Here is a 19,661-nt window from a genome sequence, read left to right as displayed (position 1 = left end):
GGAAGGCAAGCATGCATCGTCGTCAAACGGGTTTTACGCTGATCGAGATCATGATCGTGGTGATCATCGTGGCCGTGCTCGCGGCCATTGCGATCCCGCAGTACCACAAGTACGTGATACGCGCGCGGCGTACCGATGCCACGCGTGCCTTGCTGGACTTGGCCGGGCGTGAAGAGCACTACTTCTATTCGAAGAACACCTATACAGGAACCTTGACCGATCTGGGCACGGATGCCACGGGCCTGGCAGGGCAGTACTACACGCTGGCGATCAGCAACGTCGACGCAAAGAACTTCACCATCACGGCAACGCCGGCAGGAACGCAGGCAACGGAGGATAAGGAATGCACGTCCATGGCCATCAATCGCCAGGGCCAGCAGACCTTCACCGGTACCGGCACCAAGGCCGGTTGCTGGGGTAACTGACGATGCAAGCCGCACGCGCTCCCTGGCGGCTGGTCACCATGCTCTGGTTGCTGCCGGCCATCGCATCGGCCCAGCAGGTCTACAAATGGACCGATGCCTCGGGCACGGTGCATTACGAAGAGCATCCGGGCGGCAAGCATGCGCAGCGGATCCAGTTGCAAGGGGGCGTGGATACCGCCGCGACCGCCAGCGCCGCCAGCGTGCCGGCACCGGCCAGTTCCAGCGGCGCACTGGACCGGCTCGACCAGGCACAGCGCCAGCGTCTGTGCATGGTCGCCAGGGACAACCTGCGTCGTATCGATGGGCAGGCGCCGATCGTGGATGGATCGGATGTGCAATCGGCGCGCTACATGAGCGACGACGACCGCCTCAAGGCGCGGGGCGATGCCCAGGCGCAGATCGGGAGCTATTGCGATGCCAAGTAAACCCCGCCGTTTTCCCAGCACCTCACAGGCTGGCTTCACGCTGATGGAATTGGTCATCACCACGGTGATCCTGGCCATCCTCACGGCCTGGGCGATGCCGAACTTCCGCGACTTCATGCGTCGTAACAACGTGACGTCGCAGGCCAACAATGTGCTGGCCGACCTCCAGAACGCACGTACCGAGGCCATCAACCAGCGCAAGCTGGTGTCGATCTGCCCGAAATCCTCGACGTCCACTGACGCGGACACGACGTGTGTGGTTGGCAGCACCAATTACGACGGTGGCTGGCTGGCTTATACGACGATCGGTGCAGGCACGGCCTATGCGGCAGGCACGAGTGGCTACGATCTGCTGCATGCTGGTGCCGGGTCGCCGTCGGTATCGATCCGCTCCGATCAGGGGGTGTTTACCTTCAACTCGCGTGGCGAGCTGTCGGACCAGCTCCAGCATGTCATCAACGTGTGTTTCAAATCGACCTCGGGGCAGGCGGGCGCGGGTAGCAGCACCGCCACGGTGCAGGGCAAGACCATCATCATTTCCCCCACGGGGCGCGCGATCGTGCAGGACCTGGCCGTGGGCGGCGCCTGCGCACCGGGCACAACCTGAGCGCGTGTCGCTCAGTATTGGCCGATGCGTTGGCTGAGAGCGGAATCACGCCGCGTCGGTTGCGCGATGGCTCGCCGGATGGCGCTTTCCGGCCCACATAGCGTAAAGCGCCTGCGAGCACGGGTGACCGCCGTGTAGAGCAGTTCGCGCGAAAGCACCGGGCTTTGCTCGTCGGGCAAAACCAGGGCGGCGTGATCGAATTCCGAGCCTTGCGACTTGTGCACGGTAATGGCGAATGCCGTGTCGTAGCCGCCCAGGCGTGCCGCAGGCAACAGGCGGATCGCGCTGTGGCGGTCATCGTTGCCGGCGACCCGGAATGCCACGCGTAGCGCCATGCTGCCATCGGCACGCGCTACCCTCAGCGCGATGCCTACGTCGCCATTCATCAGCCCCAGGCTGTAGTCGTTGCGATTGATCATCACCGGGCGTCCTTCGTACCAGTCATGTTCCCGATCGATCAATCGTGCGGTATGCAGCACTTCGGCGATGCGCTGGTTCAGCGCAATCGTGCCTTGCTCGCCATGGCGCACCGCGCAAAGCAACTGAAAGGCCTCGAAGCTCCCAAGTACCTGTTCCGCCCAGGCGGTGTACGTTTCCAGGGGGGCATCGCTTGACGGACGTCCTTGCGCCAGCACGCCCAGGTAGTGGCCATAGCCGCGGTTGCCATCGAGCACAAGGTCGGTGAGCGAAAGGCGATCCCATTGCGCGGAAGACAGCCAGTGCAGATCCGGAAGCGGGGCATTCAGCGTGGCCATCGCTGCATCCGGCTGATCGCGATGGATATGCCGGGCCAGTTGGCCGATACCGCTATCGGCACCAAAACGATGACTCTCGCGCAGCATCACGATGTGCTGATCCAGCGCACGCGCATCGTCGCGCTGCCACGTTGCGATGTCATCACCCGTTGTGTGACGCAACCAGTCGATCGTGGCGGGTGCGTAGTGACCCTCATCGGCGCGTGCGCACAAGTCGCCCAGTAATGCGCCAGCCTCCACCGAGGCGAGCTGGTCCTTGTCGCCCAGCAAGATCAGTCGTGCCGAGGTCGGAAGCGCAGCGAGTACCGCGGACATCAGTTCGATGTCGATCATCGACGCTTCGTCGATCACCAGGATATCCAGATGTAGCCGATGGCCCGCATGATGGATGAACCGGCGTGTATCCGAGCGCGAGCCCAGCAAACGATGCAAGGTCGTGACTCGGGTGGGAATGGCGGCGCGAACGTTTTCTTCAACGGGTAGGGCGTTCACCTGCGAGGCGATCGATGCATTCAGGCGTGCGGCCGCCTTGCCGGTAGGTGCCGCGAGCCGGATGCGGAGTGGCTGCGGATGCTGCTCAAGGCGCAACGTCTGCAACAAGCCTAGCAGGCGCACGACGGTGGTGGTCTTGCCGGTGCCCGGTCCACCGGTGATTACGGTGAATCGCTGCCTGGCAGCCAGCGCGCAGGCGATACGCTGCCATTGCGGTCCGTGGTCGCCAGGAAACAGTTGCAAGAGTTGGGCGCCCAGATTGGCCGGTGGGTCATCCGGGCCATGCATGCGTGTTTCCAGCGCGGCGGCCACAAAGCGCTCGTGATCCCAGTAGCGGCGCAGGTAGGCACGTGAGCCATCCAGCACAAGGGGCGTGCCATCGTTGTCGCGGTCGGACACCACGGACGATCGTTGCAGATCAGCGGCGATGAGGGCCAGATCCAGGTGGTGCAGTGCTGCTCGCCAGGCGGCGGGCAAGGATTCGCACATTGCGGCGAGTGCACGCAGATCGAGATACAGATGGCCATCGGCCACCTGTTGGCTTACCAGTGCGCCGATCAGCGGTGCGATGATGTCGCCGGGTGGTTCGTGCGTAGCAAGAAACTGTGCAAACGCGGCATCCAGCGGACGTAGGCTTTGGCTGGCCAGTGCTTGTTCGAGCAGGGCATCGAGTGAGATTTCAAGCGGCATGGCTGGATGCTCCTCCGGCAAACAACGCATCCATCGCTTCAATCAATGCACGCGGCAGTCGTTCGTTGTGCACGCCATGATCGGTGCCATCCACGCCGCGCAGATACAGGTACATCACGCCACCGATATGCCGATCGTAATCGTAGCCTGGCAGGCGCGCGCGTAGTTGGCGATGCAACGCCAGGGTGTAGAGCGCGTATTGCAGGTCGTAGCGCTCGCCCAGCACGGAGTTGCGCATGGCATCGTGCGTATAGGCTTGGGCGTCAGGTCCGAGCACGTTCGATTTGTAGTCGATGACGTAGTACCGTCCCTTGTGTTCGACGATCAGGTCGATGAATCCCTTGAACATGCCGTGGATACGTTCGGCATCCAGGCGTTGCCGCGCGCGTTGGTCGAGCGTGTGCGACTTGACCAGCTGATCCAGTGCGAGGGTATCGACCCGGTGCGCCTCGATCCAGAATTCCAGCTCGGCGTAGTATTGATGCTTGCTCAACCCGGCCAGGGCCATGTGCCCGCCGTCTGGCAAGGGCAGGCTGATTTTCAGGAGGTCGATCAGCCAGGTGGCCAGCATGGGAGCGTGGTGCGTCCAGCCCAGTCGTTGTGCTCGCTGAGCTATCCACTGTTCGAGAACGTCCTGTTGCAGAAGGGCGGCGTCAAAACCACGCTCGGCTACCCACTCGAACATATCGTGCAGGAAAGTGCCTGCGATGGCACCTCGTTCGAATGCGTGGATGCCTGCCGGTGCTGATCGCTCTCCTGCCACGGCGGCCAACGTCGCATCCGCATGGACTTCGTTGAGGTTGTCTTGGGCGGGCGTTTCCGGTGCCGGTAAGGTGTCATGGCCTTCCGATTCCACATATTTCAAGCCGCTATAGCTTGCGATGCGCCACTCCGGGATGCGTACACCTTCGTAGGGCGTGGCGTGCCGCATGATCTTTTGATCGGGCTCGCGTGGCCGATAAACGGAGGTATCGGCGATCTCCGGCAAGGTCTCCACGGCGATCGAGTCCGGATGGTCGTGCCAGGTGCCAAGCAGGCGCGGCAAGTCGCGCGGTTCGATGATTGCGCCCCCTGACAGCAGATAGCCCAGCGCCGAGCGCTGCAAGGCCGGTGCCTTGGCATGGCCGACGCGATGGACGCCTATGCCCAGCCAGCAGGCATGGCGTGCGCGCGTCAGGGCGACGTACAGCAAGCGCAGGTCTTCCTGCGCCTGTTCGCGCGCGCTGGCCTGGCGTGCTGCGTCGTCGGCATCGAGATCGGCGATGCTGCGGCCCTCGGCATCGTGCCAGACCACCATCTGGCTGTTGCTTGCCTGGCGTGCCGTGGCGATGAATGGCAGCATGACCAGGGGATATTCCAGGCCTTTGGATTTATGGATCGTAATGATCTTGATCAGCGCATCTTCGCTTTCCAGCCGCACGATCTGCTCTTCGCTGGTATCGGCAAGCATGTCGCGCGATTCGGCCATCCGCGTCCCCAGGTAACGGATCAGCGCGCGTTCGCCATCCAGGCTCATGGCGGCGTGCTGCAACAGTTCGGCCAACTGCAGCAGATTGGTCAGCTGGCGTTCGCCATCGGGGCCTGCCAGTAAACGTGCAGGCAGGTCGAATGCGTGCAACAGCTCATGGGTCATGGCCAGCACGCCATGGCGTACCCAGTGCTGGTGCAGGCGACGAAAAATCTCTCCGCAGGCTTCCCATGCCAACTCGTCGGCATTGAGCCTGTCCAGCTCCGCATAGCTTCGACACATGGACGGTGTCGCCAGTGCCGCACGCATGCCGCGATCGGAACCCGGCTCCGCGCATGCCTGCAACCAGCGCAATAGATCGTCGGCCTGTGCAGAGGCGTAGACCGAATCGCGATCGGAAAGGAATACGCTTTTCAGTCCACGCCGCCGCAGGGCGTCGCGCATCAGCGCGGCCTCGCCGCGGCTGCGCACGAGAATGGCGATATCGCCTTGTTGCAGCGGGACGAGCGAACCATCGGTGGATTTGAATCCACAGTGGCCTTGCGTCGCCGCATCAAGCCAGGCAATCAGTTGTGCCGCCGCATGTTCAGCCATCGCATGACGGAATACCCCCACGCTCATTGGCTCGTCGGTATCCAGCAGTGCAAAGGTCAGCGCGGGTACCTTGCGGTCTTGGTGGATAAAACGTTCGCCACGTCCCTTGGCCGCCACGGGCTGAAACGGCAGGGTCGCGCCGAAACCGAATGCACCGTCGGCATGGGTGTCGCCATGCACGAAAAGTCGATTGACCGCATCGACCATGGCATCGGTCGAGCGGTGATTGGTGTCGAGCGTCCATATCGGGGGTATCGCCGCATCGCGGGCACGCAGGTACGTGTGGATGTCCGCGCCACGAAAGCTGTAGATGGCTTGCTTGGGATCGCCGATCAGCAATAGGCCGCAGTCGCGTCGCTCACCGTAGATGCGCTCGAAAATACGCCATTGCAGCGGATCGGTATCCTGGAATTCGTCGATCAGGGCAACAGGGTAGTGCCCGGCCAGTGTCTGGGCCAGCCGATGTCCGCTGTGGCCGCGCAGCGCACGATCCAGGCGCTGCAACATGTCGTCGAAACCGATCTGCGAACGTTGTTGTTTGAGTGCTTCCAGGCGTGCGCGTACCCACGGTGCGGCATGCGCGAGGATCATCGGTTCCAAGGGAACGGCCTGTTCGCGCAGGAGAGCCCAGGTTTCGATCGCTTCGAAGGCTTCACTCATCGGCGGCGCATGGCCTTTCTTGGTCGCCTTGGCAAGCCGGCCCTGCGTGTAGCGTTGCAGTGTCGTCTCGTCGATCGGACCGCCGGTTGTCCAGGCGCGAAGGGTTTGCAGCTCCTGCTCGACGGCAGCAGGCTTCATCATATTGGCGTTGAGGCTCCCTGCGCGTAGCGCTTGAAGCACGGTCGATTCGATGCTCTCGATGTGGTCGCGCCATAGCGCTTGGGCACGGCGAAGTGCATCGCGCTCGGGTGCAACGATGTTTTCGATGTACTCACCAATGTCGTCGACGGGCGGCAAGGGCTTGCCTTCCAAGCGCAGGCTTTCATCCGGTTGCGCCAGCAGGGGACGAAGCGCGCGTTGCAGTTCACGCGGTGATCTCCAGAAGCCGCGGATGCGTGCGGCACCGTGGCTGTCCAGTGGGAAGAACTGTCGACGCCAGTAGTCGCGGATGACCTCGGCCTGCAACTGGGTTTCATCGGCTTGCGCATCCTGCGCGAAGGCGTATCCGCTGTCGAAGGCATGTTGCTGCAACATGCGCTGGCACCAGCCATGGATGGTGTGGATGGATGCTTCGTCCATCCATTGTCCGGCATGGTCGAGGCGACGCGCGGCGATGGCGCGCGCCTGAGGATCGGCGTAGCCATCGAGTAGCGATGCCAGCAACGCGTCTTGCGGTGGTGTCGTCGCGCGAAAGGCGGCTGCGGCCTCGGCCAGTCGCGCGCGGATGCGCTCGCGCAGTTCTGCCGTGGCAGCCTTGGTGAAGGTCAGCACCAGGATCTGATTGGGCAGCAATGGCTCGGCCGCGCCGTCACCGTGGCCGAGCACAAGGCGCAGGTAAAGCGCGGCAATGGTCCAGGTCTTGCCGGTACCTGCGCTTGCCTCGATCAGGCGAACGCCCTTCAAGGGCAGCGATAGCGGGTGAAGCGGCGCGCTCGTCACGATGTGATCTCTTCGATCACGCCATCGACCAGCGCGCGATAGAGCGGTAGGCAGGCCTCGAATCCGGCCCGATGCATGGCGTCGAATCCCGGCCAGGCGCGCGCCAGATAGGCGTCGCGCTGCAGATCGCCCATGCCGCCGAACTCGCTGCCCTCGTAGGCCAGGCGAGCGGCTTCCATCGGCGATTTGCCGTTATGTTCGGCTGCGAGCCAGGCGAACGCGGCGCGTGCCGAAACCGGGAGCGGCTGGGTCAATCCTTGCTGCATGGCGGCGACGAGGTGCTGCAATTGTCGTTCGGCCGCGATTGGATCACATGCGGCCATGACTGGTTGCGCGTCGATGCCGATGACCTGTGTCGTCAGTGCAATGCCTTGCGCATTGGCCGCCAGGTGCACCACCCAGGCGGGGATCAGTTTTTCATGACGCAACGACTTGCCTTCACGCAGGCTGCCTTGTACCCAGGTCAGCCGTCGGTATCCGCGATCCTGGATGCGCAGTCCGTCGAGCCAGTCTTCGATGCGCCATCCATCCACTAGCAGCCGTATTTCACGTGGCTCATCGAGGAGGGGATAGCGCGCCAGGGCTTCGTGCCAGCGGATCGACAATGCGCTGGCCTGCTCGTCGAGTTCAGCCTGTGCCAGGCTGCCGAAGCCTCCCGGAGGCAGCGCGCCTTGTGCGCGCAAGCGATAGGCCGCGGCGGCAATCGCCTCGCCTGGAGATGGCGATTGCATGGCCACGTCGAGCAATTGTCGTTCGGCCTCGTAACGTTCCAGGCCAGTCAGCACGAAAGGCTCTTCGTCGGCGACATCAGGGTCGGCCTGATCGAAATACACCTTCAGCCGCTGCTGGAAGAAATAACGCACGGGCTTGGCAAGGAAGTCGTACAGCGGTGTCAGTCCAACGGCAGATTCGGGAGTCACCTCGGGCAACGGGGAGGTTGTCCCGGCGGGCAGCGCCTGCCGCGCGCTTTCCCATTCGCGTGCATAGGTGCCGAGAGGCGCTGGTGACTGCGCATCGAAATAGCGCCGGCTGAATGCCTGCAACGGATGCATCGTGGTGAGTGCAGGTAATACCGATAACGACTGGTCGTGCCAGCCTGCGGCGATATAGTCGCGAAGCTGGCCGACCAGCACCGAAGGCGGCATCGAACTGTTGTCGCGCTCGTTCAATCCCATCCAGCTGATGTGCAGCGTTTCGCGTGCGGACAGCAACGCCTCCAGGAACAGATAACGATCGTCTTCGCGCCGCGAGCGATCACCCGGGCGCGCCAGCCCCGGCAGCGTCATGAGGTCGAAATCCACTGGTGCGGGGCGACGCGGGTAGTCGCCATCGTTCATGCCGAGCAGGCAGATCACCCGGAAGGGAATGGCACGCATGGGCATGAGCGTGCCGAAACCGATCGCGCCACTGACGAATCGTTGGGAGAGGCGATTTTCATCGATCGCCGAGAGCCAGTGTTCGCGCACGATGGGTAGCGGTATGGCTTCATCCAGTTGCGCTTGCGCGCAGGCATCGCCGAAGGCCTGCAAGGCATCGTCGAGCCTCGCCAGCAGGTCGCTGTCACCGCTGTCTTGTCCAGGGTCGAAGCAATCGGCGAGCAGTTGGCGCAGTCGCTGCATCCACACGTGCGGCGGAGCGGGTTCGCGCATGATGTGCCAGTGCCGTGCCAATTGATCGAGCAACTGGCGCAGCGGCCCAACGATCGCGGCATCCAGGCCGCCTACGTCCCCGAAGGCTGCGATGTCGCGCCAGACTACGCCGTCGCCAGTGGCATAACCCAGCAGCATGCGACGCAGGCCAGCCTGCCAACTGTTCTGTTCGATCGGGGGCAGATCGAGACTGCCTACCTGTTCGGCATCAAGCCCCCAGCGTACGCCCGCGCCTTCGATCCAGCGGCGCAGTTGCGGCAGTGAGGTTTCCTCGATGCCAAAACGCTGCCGCAGCGCAGGCACGTCGAGCAGGTCAAGGATCTCGCTTACCGCGAATCGCGAATCGGGCAACGTCAGCAGGCGCTCCAGTGCAACCAGCAATGGCACGCCGCCGCGGTGGCGCTGGTCTGCGACCGCGTAAGGCAAATAACGTGGATCGTCGCGGCCTATGCGTCCGAAGACAGCCTGCACGTGCGGCGCGTAGGCCTGGATATCGGGCACCATCACCATCACGTCACGCGGTGCCAGGGGCGTGCCGGCCTGGCTGGCCTGCTCGAACAATGCCAGCAGGCGGTCGTGCAATACCTCGACTTCGCGCTGGCGATTGTGTGCCACATGGAAGCTCAGCGACGTATCGTCGCGGTGCCATGGCTTGCGACGCTCCGGTGTCGCCGGTAACGGCTCCAGGTCGAGGATGGCTTGCTGTATCTGGGCCAGCAGTGGGGCATCGCGTGTGGCCCCGACATCGGTGAACAGATCGATGCCACGATTCCATGACGCAAGCTGCCGTCGGTAACGCTCGGGTTGGTCGAAGGCATCCAGCAGCCGGATAAAGTCACGCCCCTGCTTGCCCCAGGCCGCCAGCAGGGGATTGGCGTGCAGGTGCAGATCTTCGAAGCGTGGCTCATCCGGGAGGCCGGGCTTGCCAAGGTGGCGTCGCTGCGTGCTGCGAAACAATTCGCGCTCTTCGATGATGTCGGCCCAGTAGTGCCGGCATGGATTGGCGACTACCAGGAATACCTGGGTAAAACGTGCCAGCGCAGTCAGTGCTTCGAGCGTCTGCTGGGGGAGTGATGACATGCCGAAGACCACCACGCGGCGTGGTAGACCAGCAGGGCGTTCAGGCAGGTTCGCCATCTGATCGACGAAGGCGCGATGGACGGCGGCGCGATGGCTGTGGCGCAATGCCGCTGGCACGTCGTCGACCAGCCGTTGCCAGAGCCGGGCTTGCCAGTGCTGGTCCGGCGGCAGCGCAGTGCTGCGTCCGCGCCATTCGTCGCGCAACTGCCCGATACCGGCCTCCCAGTCGGCTAGCCAGTCTGCCCGGTAGACCTGGTACTGATCGAACAGGTCGGCGATTCGCTCGGCCAACTGGAAACGGCGATCCCAGTCCCCCTGGCCGAGGAAATCGGCCAGGGGGCGAAAATCCTCGTCATGAAGCAGGTCGGGCAGCAGGCGTAGCAGCCGCCAGGTGAGGCGTGACTTGTCGAAGGGCGAGGTGGCCGGCACGCCCGCCTCGCCTAATGTTGCCCGGTAGGCCGTCCATAGGAAGCGGCCGGGCAATTGCATGTTCACGGCGGCGCTGATACCCAGGCCACCCTGGTCCGGCGCGCGGGCAAGGGCAAGTTTCAGCCATTGGGCAATGCCATTGCTCTGTACCAGCATGACCTCGTCTTCGAGCGGGCGCAGTGGCGCCCTGGCCAGCCACGCCGCCAGCAGATCACGCAGGTCTTCCAGGCGATTGCCGTGGATGACCATCAGGCCTGGTTCGATCGGGGTGCCCAGGGGCAGCTCGAGGGTGGTACTCATGCAGTCTCGCCGGATTCAAGACCCGCATTGTGGCGGTTCGGGCGTGGCCTGTCGCGGTCATCCGGTTATCTGGCTGTCACACAGGCTGCATAGGCTAGTAGGCTCCATGAACCGTGACTTTCACCTTTGGGGTAGTCGCCTGGTTCGGCATGGCTCTTTTTCACCATACAGGCGGGCAGGGGATGGTGTTGCCACGCGGCGTGCTTGTGCTGATCGGCTGCACTGCCCTGGCCAGCGCTTCTTGTGTTGCGGAAATCTTTCAGGACGCACCCCATGCGGCAGTGGCCAGCGAACAATCGGACGGGCGCCAGGGATTCGACATCCCTGCACAGGCGCTCATGACCGCGCTGCGCCAGTACAGCGAGCAGACTGGCGTGTCAGTACTGTTCGATGACAAGCTCGTCCGTGGTCACGACACACACGGGGCGAGCGGGCGGTATTTGCCACCCGAAGCGCTCGACCAGCTCCTGGCCGATACCGGCTTGGTCGCACACTACGCCTCGCCCATGGCCTTCACCTTGATGGCGGCCGAGTCGCCGGAAACCGCATCGCCGCCCGTCGACGATGCCAGCGATACGGCGATGCCCGAGCGTTTTACCGCGCAGCTGCAAGCGAGCCTGGTGAGCGCCCTGTGCAGCAGTCCATCGACCCAGCCTGGGCGTTATCGTCTGGCCTTGCAACTGTGGCTGGACGCCTCCGGTGCGGTTACGCGCACGAACCTGCTTGGCAGCACCGGTGAGTCGGCGCGCGACGCACAGATCGGACAATTGGCTTCCGCGATGCACCTGGGGGACGTGCCATCCAGCGTACCGCAGCCGGTGACGATCCTGTTGTTGCCGCGCCCGGCATCGCATCCGTTCGATTGCAGTCGCCATCGGGCGGGCTGACGCGATGAATACCATGACCATGCTCGGCCTGTTCATGCAGCGGCAGCAGGATCTGCGCCGTCGCCTCAAGCGCCGACTCGGTTCAGATGACCTGGTCGACGATGTATTGCAGGAAACCTATCTGCGCGTCGAACGCATGGACGAAGCGGGCGGTCAGGCGCGCAATCCCGACAGCTACCTGTTTCGCATGGCATTGAACGTCGCCGCCGACCAACGCCAGAGCGATGGCCGCTTCCTCACCGGCACCGAAGTGGAGGAGCTGCTGCACTTGGCGGATGATGCCCTGGACCCGGCCCGCGTGGTCCATGCGCAGTTGGAAATGCAGGTACTGGAGCAGGCCTTGGCCGAGCTGACATCGAGGCAGCGGGCGATCCTGATCGCCGCGCGCGTAGAGGAGGCGCCACACCAGGAAATCGCCGCGCGTTTTGGCATATCCGTGCGCATGGTGGGCAAGGAGCTGCGCAAGGCACTGGAATTTTGTGGCGAGCGTCTCGATCGCAAGGTCATTCAGCGGTTCGGTCCAGGGGCAGGAAACGAGTCTTAAGGTCATGGCAGTCGAACTTTCCTCCCGTACCGGACCCGATCCGCGCATCCAGGCGCAGGCACAAGCGTGGCTGGTGCATCTGACATCCGGGCAGGCCACACCTGCGGATGCGGAAGCGTTTCGTCAGTGGCTGGCGCAAGACGCCTCGCATGAGCGAGCCTTTGTCGAGGCACGCCTGTTGTGGGACGGCCTCGGCGCCGCCGTGGCGTCGCAACCTCAGCGCCAGGGGCACGGCGTGCGCTGGCAGCCGCGGCGACACTCAGGCGAGCCTCGCATGAGTCGTCGTGCTTTCCTCGGCGGCGCGCTGGCCGCTTCGGCGGCGGCCGTCTGCCTGCTGGCCATACGCCCTCCCGCGCGCCTGTGGCCGGGCGTGGGTGAATTCGCGGCCGACTACCGCACCGGTACCGGCGAACAGCGTCAGGTGGATATTGCACCGGGCGTGACCGTACAGATGAACACCCAGACCACCATCAATCTGCGCAAGACCGAGAACGGCCATGCCGCGATGGAATTGCTGTCGGGCGAAGCCCAGGTCGTCACCGATGCCACGTTGTTGCGTCCGTTTACGATCTACTCCGGGGCCGGCAAGGTACGCGTTTCGGTCTCAAGCCAGTGCAACGTGCGTTGTACGGGGCCGGCTGTCCAGGTGATCTGCCTGGGCGGGCAGACGGCTGCCGAATGCGGTGACGATCAAGTCGCCGTGCAGGCCTCCCACGAGGTGCAGTACGACGGCCAGGGTGTGGGCGCGCCAGTTGCTGTCGATCCCCAGGTCGCCCTGGCCTGGCGCCAGCGGGTGCTGATTTTCGACAACCAGCCACTGGCCGAGGTGGTCGATGAGATCAATCGCTATCGACCCGGCCGTATCGTGCTGATGGACAAGCAATTGGCTGCTCGCAAGGTGCATGCGCGCTTCATGCTCAACCAGCTCGCTGATGTAGCTACCTTGATCCATGACGCCTATGGCGCACGCGTGACGGCCTTGCCCGGCGGTATCGTGTTGCTGAGCTGAGGCATTCAAGGCTCGCTCGCTCTCCAGTCAACGCCACGACTGCAACGTCCCGCCTAGCCCTGGGGAGGTTCCTTTGCGGGTGTTGCCGATGCAGCCGTGGCGCGCGCGCACTCTGTCTTTTTCCAATGACGCTTTGATGTCACGCCTGAAAGCTTGTGGTCTTTCGGTGAATTTTTCATGACATCGGTTCAGTCGCGTTCGTGACGGGCCGTCTTCCCAAACAATGGAATGGACAAGCGACAAGGACGTCCGTTCATCGAGTGCCGGTTGCCTTGGCGGCCGGCTGGGGGAAGAGCAGATGGTTTATCAGGCGGCTTCGCACAGCGCCCCTGTCGGATGCGCGGGCTTCAATAGCGCGCGTCCCCAAAGCATGGGCGGCACGACATCTGGTTGTCGCCATTTGGTTATCGGTGCGGCGCTAGCGTGGTGTGCCAGCCGGCAGCGGATGCCGGCGCTACAGCGGGTGATCGGATGAGCAGAGCAATGACCGCCGGCGCAGTGCTGCTGCGCCGTTCGCTTGTGCTGGCCCTGGCCATGACCGCCGCGCCATGGCTGCATGCGCAGCAGGCTACCAGTACGCCTCAGGTCCAGGCGCCTGCGAAATTCGACGTCAACGAGTACCTCGTTCGTGGCAATACCGTACTCGACAGCGAAGCCATCGAGTCGACGGTCGAGCCATTTCTTGGGCCTGATCGCAGCATGGACGACGTGCACTCTGCACGGGATGCCTTGCAGAAAGCCTATCAGGACAAGGGCTATCAGTCGGTGGTGGTCGATATTCCGCAGCAACAGGTCAAGAACGGGGTGATCCTGTTGCAGGTGCTGGAAAACCGCATCGGTCGCGTGCACGTGGAGGGGGCGAAATACCATTCGCCACAGGAGATCCGCGATGCGGTTCCTTCGCTGGCTGAAGGGACGGTGCCCAATTTCAGCGCGGCGCAGACCGAACTGGCGCAGGTCAACAGGCAAGCCGGTCAGCAGGTAGTGCCGCAGCTCAAGCCGGGCGCGTTGCCGCAGACGATGGACGTTTCGCTCAAGGTCAATGACACCTATCCGCTGCATGCCAGCGTGGAGGTCAACAACGACCATAGCCAGGACACGCCCGAATTGCGCACCATCGCGACGGTAGGTTACGACAACCTGTGGCAGGCAGGGCACGCGGTGTCGCTGACCTATATCGTCGCGCCGCAGGATCGCCATGCCGCCGAAGTCTATGCGTTGTCCTACCTGGCACCGCTTGGCAATGACTGGAGCTTGCTGGCGTCCGGTTACAAGTCCAACAGCAATGCCAATATCGTGGGCGGCACCACGGTGCTCGGTCGTGGACATGCATTCAGCCTGACGGCGACACGCCAGCTGCCGACGTTGGGTCAGTACACACAGTCGGTTTCGTTCGGTGTCAGTCGCAAGCATTTCGACCAGAACACGACCCTGGGCAGCGATACCTTGCGTTCGCCGGTCACCTATTGGCCGTTCTCGTTGACTTACAGCGGCCAGCGCGTCACAGATAAATCATCCCTGGGCTTCAGCCTTGCCGGCAATTTCGGCGCGCGCGCCGCGGGTAGCAGTCGTACCGAATTCGATAGCCAACGCTTCAAGTCGCATTCGGACTTCGCGTATTTGCGTGCCAGCTTCAATTACACGCGACAGTTGATTGACGACTACGTGCTGGCATTGCGGGCCGATGCGCAGGCTTCGGATTCGCCGCTGGTATCGAGCGAACAGTTTGCCGCTGGCGGCGCAGGCAGCGTGCGTGGCTATCTATCGGCGGAGAACACCGCGGACAACGGTGCCATCGGATCGGCCGAACTGCGCAGTCCTTCGATCGCTTCGTGGATCGGCGGCCCCGTGGACGAGTGGCGCTTTCATGTCTTTATCGACAGCTCGCGTCTGCTGCTGATCAGTCCGTTGGCGGAACAGAAGAGCCGTTTCACCTTGTTCAGTACCGGCATTGGTACGCGCTTTGCGTTGTATGGCGCGATCAAGGGCGAAGTGGAATACGCCTATCCGCTCAAGAATGGCGTACGCACCAAGGCACACGATGGCCAATGGCTGTTCAACATCAAGGCCGGGCTATGACGCTCCGGACGATGGCACATACCCCCTTACTTTCGGATAGAGGTCCAACCGTCATGCGATTCCTGATCCTGGTCTTTGCGCTATGCCTGGCGTGGCTGCCGCGCATTACGCTCGCGGCCGATGCGGGCTGGTGGAACGACGACTGGTCGTTCCGCAAGTCCATTACGCTCGACACGAGCCCCAAGGGGGGCAACCTGTCGCAAGCTCCCGGGCGCATGCCCATGCTGGTTCGCCTGCATTCGGGTAACTTCCAGTTCGATGGCGTGGCACAGAATGGCAACGACCTGCGTTTCATCGCCGCCGATGGCAAGACGCCCCTCAATTACCAGATCGAAAGCTTCGACCCGGTCATGGGTGTGGCGCAGATCTGGCTGGATGTGACCGATCTGCCGGCCAGCGGCCAGCAAACCGTGTGGATGTACTACGGCAACAGCAAGGCCCCCGCGCAAAGCAATGGCGCGGCGACGTTTGATCCGGATTATGGCCTTGTCTATCACTTCAACGACATTGCTGGTACGCCGCCGCATGACGCCACCGCTTATAACAACAATGCCCAGGCCGGCACGTTGCGCATGATCGACGGCGGTGTGGTGGGCAAAGCTGCGCACTTCGATGGCAATGGCGTGGTCACGCTGCCGGCAAGCGCATCCCTGGCCGTTGCCGCAGGTGGCAATTTCAGCTATTCCAGCTGGATCAAGCTCGACGCACTGCCCACGACACCGGTGCTTATCTATGCACATCGCCAGGATGGCAAGGCGTTGCTGATCGGTCTTGATGCCGGTGGCGCTCCGTTCGTGGAGGTTGATGGCGATCAGCCGCAGCACAGCCAGGCAGGTGAGCCGTTGAAGGCGGGGCAGTGGGCGCATATCGCGGTAACCGCGGGCTCAGGCCATGTCACCTTGTACGTGGATGGCAAGTCGTATGCGCAGGTATCGGCAGCGTTGCCGGCCCTGACGACACCCGCCACGGTGGGTGGGGATACCGCCGATGCGCCTGCTGTCGCGGGTGCGCCAACCATGGGGCGTTTCATTGGCGACATGGATGAGTTGCGCTTGTCGCGTACGCTGCGACCGGCTGCATTGATCGAAGCCGATGCGCTGTCGCAGGGCGCCGAGTCGAAACTGGTCCAGTACGGCGAAGACGAGAAGAAATCGGGGTTCGGCTTCGGCTACTTCGGCATCATCGTCAAATCCGTCACTGCCGATGCCTGGGTGGTAATAGGCATCCTGCTGGTGATGGCGCTGATTTCTTGGGTGGTGATGTGGCAGCGCGGACGCTATGTGGGAGAGGTCACGCGCGCCAACGATCGTTTCCTGGAGCGCTTCCGGGCGCTGGGCACGGACCTGCTGGGCATGGCCGCCAACGAGGAGCAACCAAAGCTGCAGCGGGAACTCGGCAATTCCTCGCTGTTTCGCCTGTATGAAACCGGTGCCAAGGAAGTCTGGCGTCGCCGTGACAGTCACGGTCGACTGGTGATCGCCTCCGAATCGATCGAAGCGATCCGCGCGGTGATGGATTCGACGCTTGTGCGAGAGAATCAGCGCTTGTCGCGTTCGATGGTGTTGTTGACCATCGCCATTTCCGGCGGTCCTTTCCTGGGCCTGCTCGGCACGGTTGTCGGCGTCATGATCACCTTTGCCGCCATTGCTGCGGCCGGTGACGTCAACGTCAAAGCGATCGCTCCAGGTATTGCCGCGGCATTGCTGGCGACCGTGGCGGGTCTGTTCGTCGCGATCCCGGCCTTGTTTGGCTACAACTACCTGCTGACGCGAAACAAGGCCGTTACCGCGAACATGCAGGTCTTCGTCGATGAGTTCGTCACTCGCTTGGCCGAACTGCATCGCGATGTCGAGAGGCCCGAACCCGAACGCGCGGTCGTGGGCTGAGGGAGAACACATCATGCATGTTCAGGACGACGACAAGCCTTACGACGACATCAACATCACGCCCATGCTCGATCTGGCGTACGTGCTGCTGGTGATCTTCATCATCATGACGACCGCATCGGTGCAGGGTGTGAAGGTCAACCTGCCCAAAGCCAGTGCGTCGGTGAGCCTGGCCAAGCCACAGACCAAGGCCATTACGGTTTCCGACAGTGGCCAGATCTTCCTGGATGCCTTTCCGGTAACGCTGGGAGAGCTGGAGCAACGTCTGCGTACGCAGAAAGCCGTGACCCCGGATTTTCCGGTCATCGTCAAGGGTGATTCCAATGTGCAGTACCAGAAAGTGGTCGACATCCTCGATCTGCTTCGTCGCCTGGATCTGTCACAGGTTGGCCTAGTGACGGGCCGGCAACAGTCGTCCTGATCGCGAGGGAGCGAATTCGATGGACGAACAAAAGACAGGGTGGCAACGCTGGCGCGGTCGATTGATCGCGCTGGTGGTGATGGTTGTGGTGGGCGTACTGATCTGGCGTTTCGCTGGACATGAGGTTGGCGTGCGTCGATCGGCGCCGCGTATCGCCACGATCACGCCATTGCCACCGCCGCCTCCACCACCCAAGGAAAAGCCGCCGGAGCCCAAGAAGGTCGAGGAGACCAAGCAGGAGATTGCCAAGCCCAACGAACCGGTCAAGCCCGTCGAAGCGCCCAAGCAAGCTCCCGACTCGCCCAAGCAGATCACGATCGACGGCCCGGCACAGGCTGGCAACGACTCGTTCAACATCGGCGCCGGCGACGGCAGCGGCATGGTCGGCGCGGGAGGCGGCAATGGCAGCGGTGGTGGTTCGTACGAGCAGTTTCTTGGCTACGCCTTGCAGCAGGCGATCCAACGTGACGATCGCACCCGCCGCCTGGTGTTCGATGTGCGCGCCAGCTTGTGGATCGATGCCCAGGGCACGATCACCCGCATCACGCTGGATGGATCGAGTGGCTCGCCCAGCACCGATCAGGCGCTTGTCGACGCATTGCAGGGGCTGCATGTCGACACACCACCGCCACCGAAAATGACCATGCCGATACGCGCAGCCATGCGCGGGCGGCGACCGATGTAAGCCTTTTCATTTTTCATTCCATCAGCCACGGCAGTGTGCCGCAGCGGAGAAACCCATGAAGTCATCGATCGTCAAACCAGGTTCCAGGCGCCTGCATCGCCGTGCGCTTTGCCTGGCCGTCAGCCTGCTGCTGGGCGGTGCCGGCGCGGGCGTGCAGGCACAAGATGCCGCGCCATCGACGAACGCCACGATCAACCTGATTCGCCTGATGGTGAAAAAAGGCCTGATCACCCAGGCCGATGCCGATGGCCTGCTGGCGCAGGCGCAGGCTGAAGCCACGCAAGCTTCGCGGCAGCAGGCGCAAGCCAATGCCACCGCCAACGATGGAGCGCAACCGGGCGACGTTCGCGTGCCCTACGTGCCACAAAGCGTTCGCAACCAGATCAAGGAGCAGGTCAAGGACGAGGTGATCGCGCAAGCCAAGAGCGAGCACTGGGCCGAACCCAATGCACTGCCGGAATGGCTCGACCGGATCAGCTGGTCGGGCGATATCCATGTGCGCGACGAATCATGGCTGTTCAGCCGTAGCAATTCGCCTTTCTTCATTGACTACGGCACGCTCAATCGCAATGGGCCATTCGACCTGAGCAAGATAACCCAGGGTGTTACGCCGCCGATCTTCAACAGCCAGCAGGATCGATTGAACATGCTGCGCCTGCAGGCGCATATCGGCATGGATGTGAAACTCGGCGATACGATCACGGCGGGCATCCGCATCGGTTCAGGTAATGACAATAACCCGGTATCGACCACCCAGACCCTGGGCGGTGGCCTGATCAAGAAGAATATTTGGCTCGATCGCGCCTGGATCGCCTGGAAACCCAATGACTGGGCCAAGGTGTCGGCAGGTCGTTTCGCCAATCCGTTCTTCGCGACGGACCTGATCTATTCGAACGAACTGAATTTCGACGGTATCGCTGGCCAGTTCAAGCTGCCGTTCAACGATGCGCTCGATACGTTCGCCACGGTCGGTGCCTTCCCGATCGAATTCACTGGCAACGATACGCCATCGCAGGGCCTGGGCACCGAGAAAAACCATAGCAACGACAAGTGGCTGACGGCAGCGCAGATCGGTGCCACCTGGCAGTTCGACCAGGACATGAAGTGGAAGGTCGCGCTGGCCTATTACTACTTCGATCATATGCGCGGACAGCTTTCCTCGCCATGCGCGCTCTACACGGGCATCAATTTCTGCGATACGGATGACACTGCGCCGCAATACATGCAGAAGGGCAATACCGTCTTCCTGTTGCGCGACATCATCCCCGACCCGACCAACCCGAGCAATTATGCGCAGCCGCAGTTCGTTGGCCTTGCTTATAACTATCGCCTGCTCAATGCCACCAGCCAGTTCGACTTCCTGGTGGGGCAGACGCCGGTGCGCCTGCAAGCAGACTACGTGCGCAACATGGCCTATCACGAAAAAGACGCTTTCCGTTACCCGAATGGGCTGGGCGCGCCGGTCAACAATTACCAGAGCAGCAGCGATCCGAACGTGACCGGTCCTTACAAGAGCGGCCCGGTAGGTTGGATGCTACGCGGCATCGTCGGTACTCCCAATGTCTCGGCGGCCAACGAGTGGAACGTCTCGCTTGGCTACAAATACCTGCAACCTGACGCGGTGCTCGATGGCCTGA

Annotated in this window: 14 protein-coding genes; 11 read left to right on the top strand and 3 right to left on the bottom strand. The window is 62.6% G+C overall.

The genetic code is table 11. The features are described from left to right. The first annotated feature begins 11 nt into the window (after positions 1-11). Genes VF436_RS14095 through VF436_RS14085 form a run of 3 tightly spaced genes read left to right on the top strand, consistent with a single transcriptional unit; the run spans position 12 to position 1,457 of the window. Positions 12-425, top strand: a complete 414-nt coding sequence (locus tag VF436_RS14095) for a type IV pilin protein (protein WP_330904664.1) — start codon at positions 12-14, stop codon at positions 423-425. A 2-nt stretch (positions 426-427) separates the two neighbouring features. Further along, positions 428-850 carry a DUF4124 domain-containing protein gene (locus VF436_RS14090; protein ID WP_330904663.1) on the top strand — a complete coding sequence of 141 codons (423 nt, stop codon included), beginning with the start codon at positions 428-430 and terminating at the stop codon, positions 848-850. Continuing rightward, the gene (locus VF436_RS14085) at positions 840-1,457 is read left to right on the top strand and encodes a GspH/FimT family pseudopilin (protein WP_330904662.1); all 618 of its coding nucleotides are present in this window, start codon (positions 840-842) and stop codon (positions 1,455-1,457) included. Before VF436_RS14090 ends, VF436_RS14085 begins: the two co-directional genes overlap by 11 nt. Positions 1,458-1,468: 11 nt before the next feature. On the opposite strand, the gene recD is transcribed toward VF436_RS14085, so the two are convergent. The 3 genes from recD to recC are packed head-to-tail and all read right to left on the bottom strand — an operon-like array spanning position 1,469 to position 10,513. Further along, entirely contained in the window at positions 1,469-3,394 is a 1,926-nt protein-coding gene (gene recD, locus VF436_RS14080; RefSeq protein ID WP_330904661.1) for an exodeoxyribonuclease V subunit alpha, read from the bottom strand. Then, entirely contained in the window at positions 3,384-7,055 is a 3,672-nt protein-coding gene (gene recB, locus VF436_RS14075) for an exodeoxyribonuclease V subunit beta (RefSeq protein ID WP_330904660.1), read from the bottom strand. The genes recD and recB overlap by 11 nt, the downstream gene beginning before the upstream one ends. Then, positions 7,052-10,513, bottom strand: coding sequence for an exodeoxyribonuclease V subunit gamma (recC, locus tag VF436_RS14070; protein WP_330904659.1), 3,462 nt, complete (start codon positions 10,511-10,513; stop codon positions 7,052-7,054). Before recC ends, recB begins: the two co-directional genes overlap by 4 nt. A 113-nt stretch (positions 10,514-10,626) precedes the next feature. On the opposite strand from recC, the gene VF436_RS14065 reads away from it, so the two are divergent. The 8 genes from VF436_RS14065 to VF436_RS14030 all read left to right on the top strand — a co-directional run. Continuing rightward, positions 10,627-11,400 carry an STN domain-containing protein gene (locus VF436_RS14065; protein WP_330904658.1) on the top strand — a complete coding sequence of 258 codons (774 nt, stop codon included), beginning with the start codon at positions 10,627-10,629 and terminating at the stop codon, positions 11,398-11,400. Between the two features lie 4 nt (positions 11,401-11,404). Next, on the top strand, positions 11,405-11,944 hold the full coding sequence (locus tag VF436_RS14060) for an RNA polymerase sigma factor (protein WP_330904657.1): 540 nt from the start codon (positions 11,405-11,407) through the stop codon (positions 11,942-11,944). Positions 11,945-11,948: 4 nt separating this feature from the next. After that, positions 11,949-12,953, top strand: a complete 1,005-nt coding sequence (locus tag VF436_RS14055; RefSeq protein ID WP_330904656.1) for a FecR family protein — start codon at positions 11,949-11,951, stop codon at positions 12,951-12,953. A gap of 483 nt (positions 12,954-13,436) precedes the next feature. After that, positions 13,437-15,032 (top strand): ShlB/FhaC/HecB family hemolysin secretion/activation protein, encoded by a 1,596-nt coding sequence (locus VF436_RS14050; protein WP_330904655.1) that lies wholly within the window; start codon positions 13,437-13,439, stop codon positions 15,030-15,032. Positions 15,033-15,085: 53 nt separating this feature from the next. Beyond that, the gene (locus VF436_RS14045) at positions 15,086-16,918 is read left to right on the top strand and encodes a DUF2341 domain-containing protein (protein ID WP_330904654.1); all 1,833 of its coding nucleotides are present in this window, start codon (positions 15,086-15,088) and stop codon (positions 16,916-16,918) included. Positions 16,919-16,931: 13 nt separating this feature from the next. After that, complete coding sequence (locus tag VF436_RS14040; RefSeq protein ID WP_330904653.1) at positions 16,932-17,339, top strand: biopolymer transporter ExbD; 408 nt, start codon at positions 16,932-16,934, stop codon at positions 17,337-17,339. Between the two features lie 19 nt (positions 17,340-17,358). Continuing rightward, positions 17,359-18,024, top strand: a complete 666-nt coding sequence (locus VF436_RS14035) for a TonB family protein (RefSeq protein ID WP_330904652.1) — start codon at positions 17,359-17,361, stop codon at positions 18,022-18,024. Between the two features lie 55 nt (positions 18,025-18,079). Next, positions 18,080-19,661: putative porin (locus tag VF436_RS14030; RefSeq protein ID WP_330904651.1), on the top strand; the 1,582-nt coding region annotated here is incomplete at its 3' end.

This window comes from Dyella sp., from assembly GCF_036384435.1.
GTDB lineage: Bacteria > Pseudomonadota > Gammaproteobacteria > Xanthomonadales > Rhodanobacteraceae > GSA-30.
This window is presented reverse-complemented; position numbering and strand designations above follow the sequence as displayed.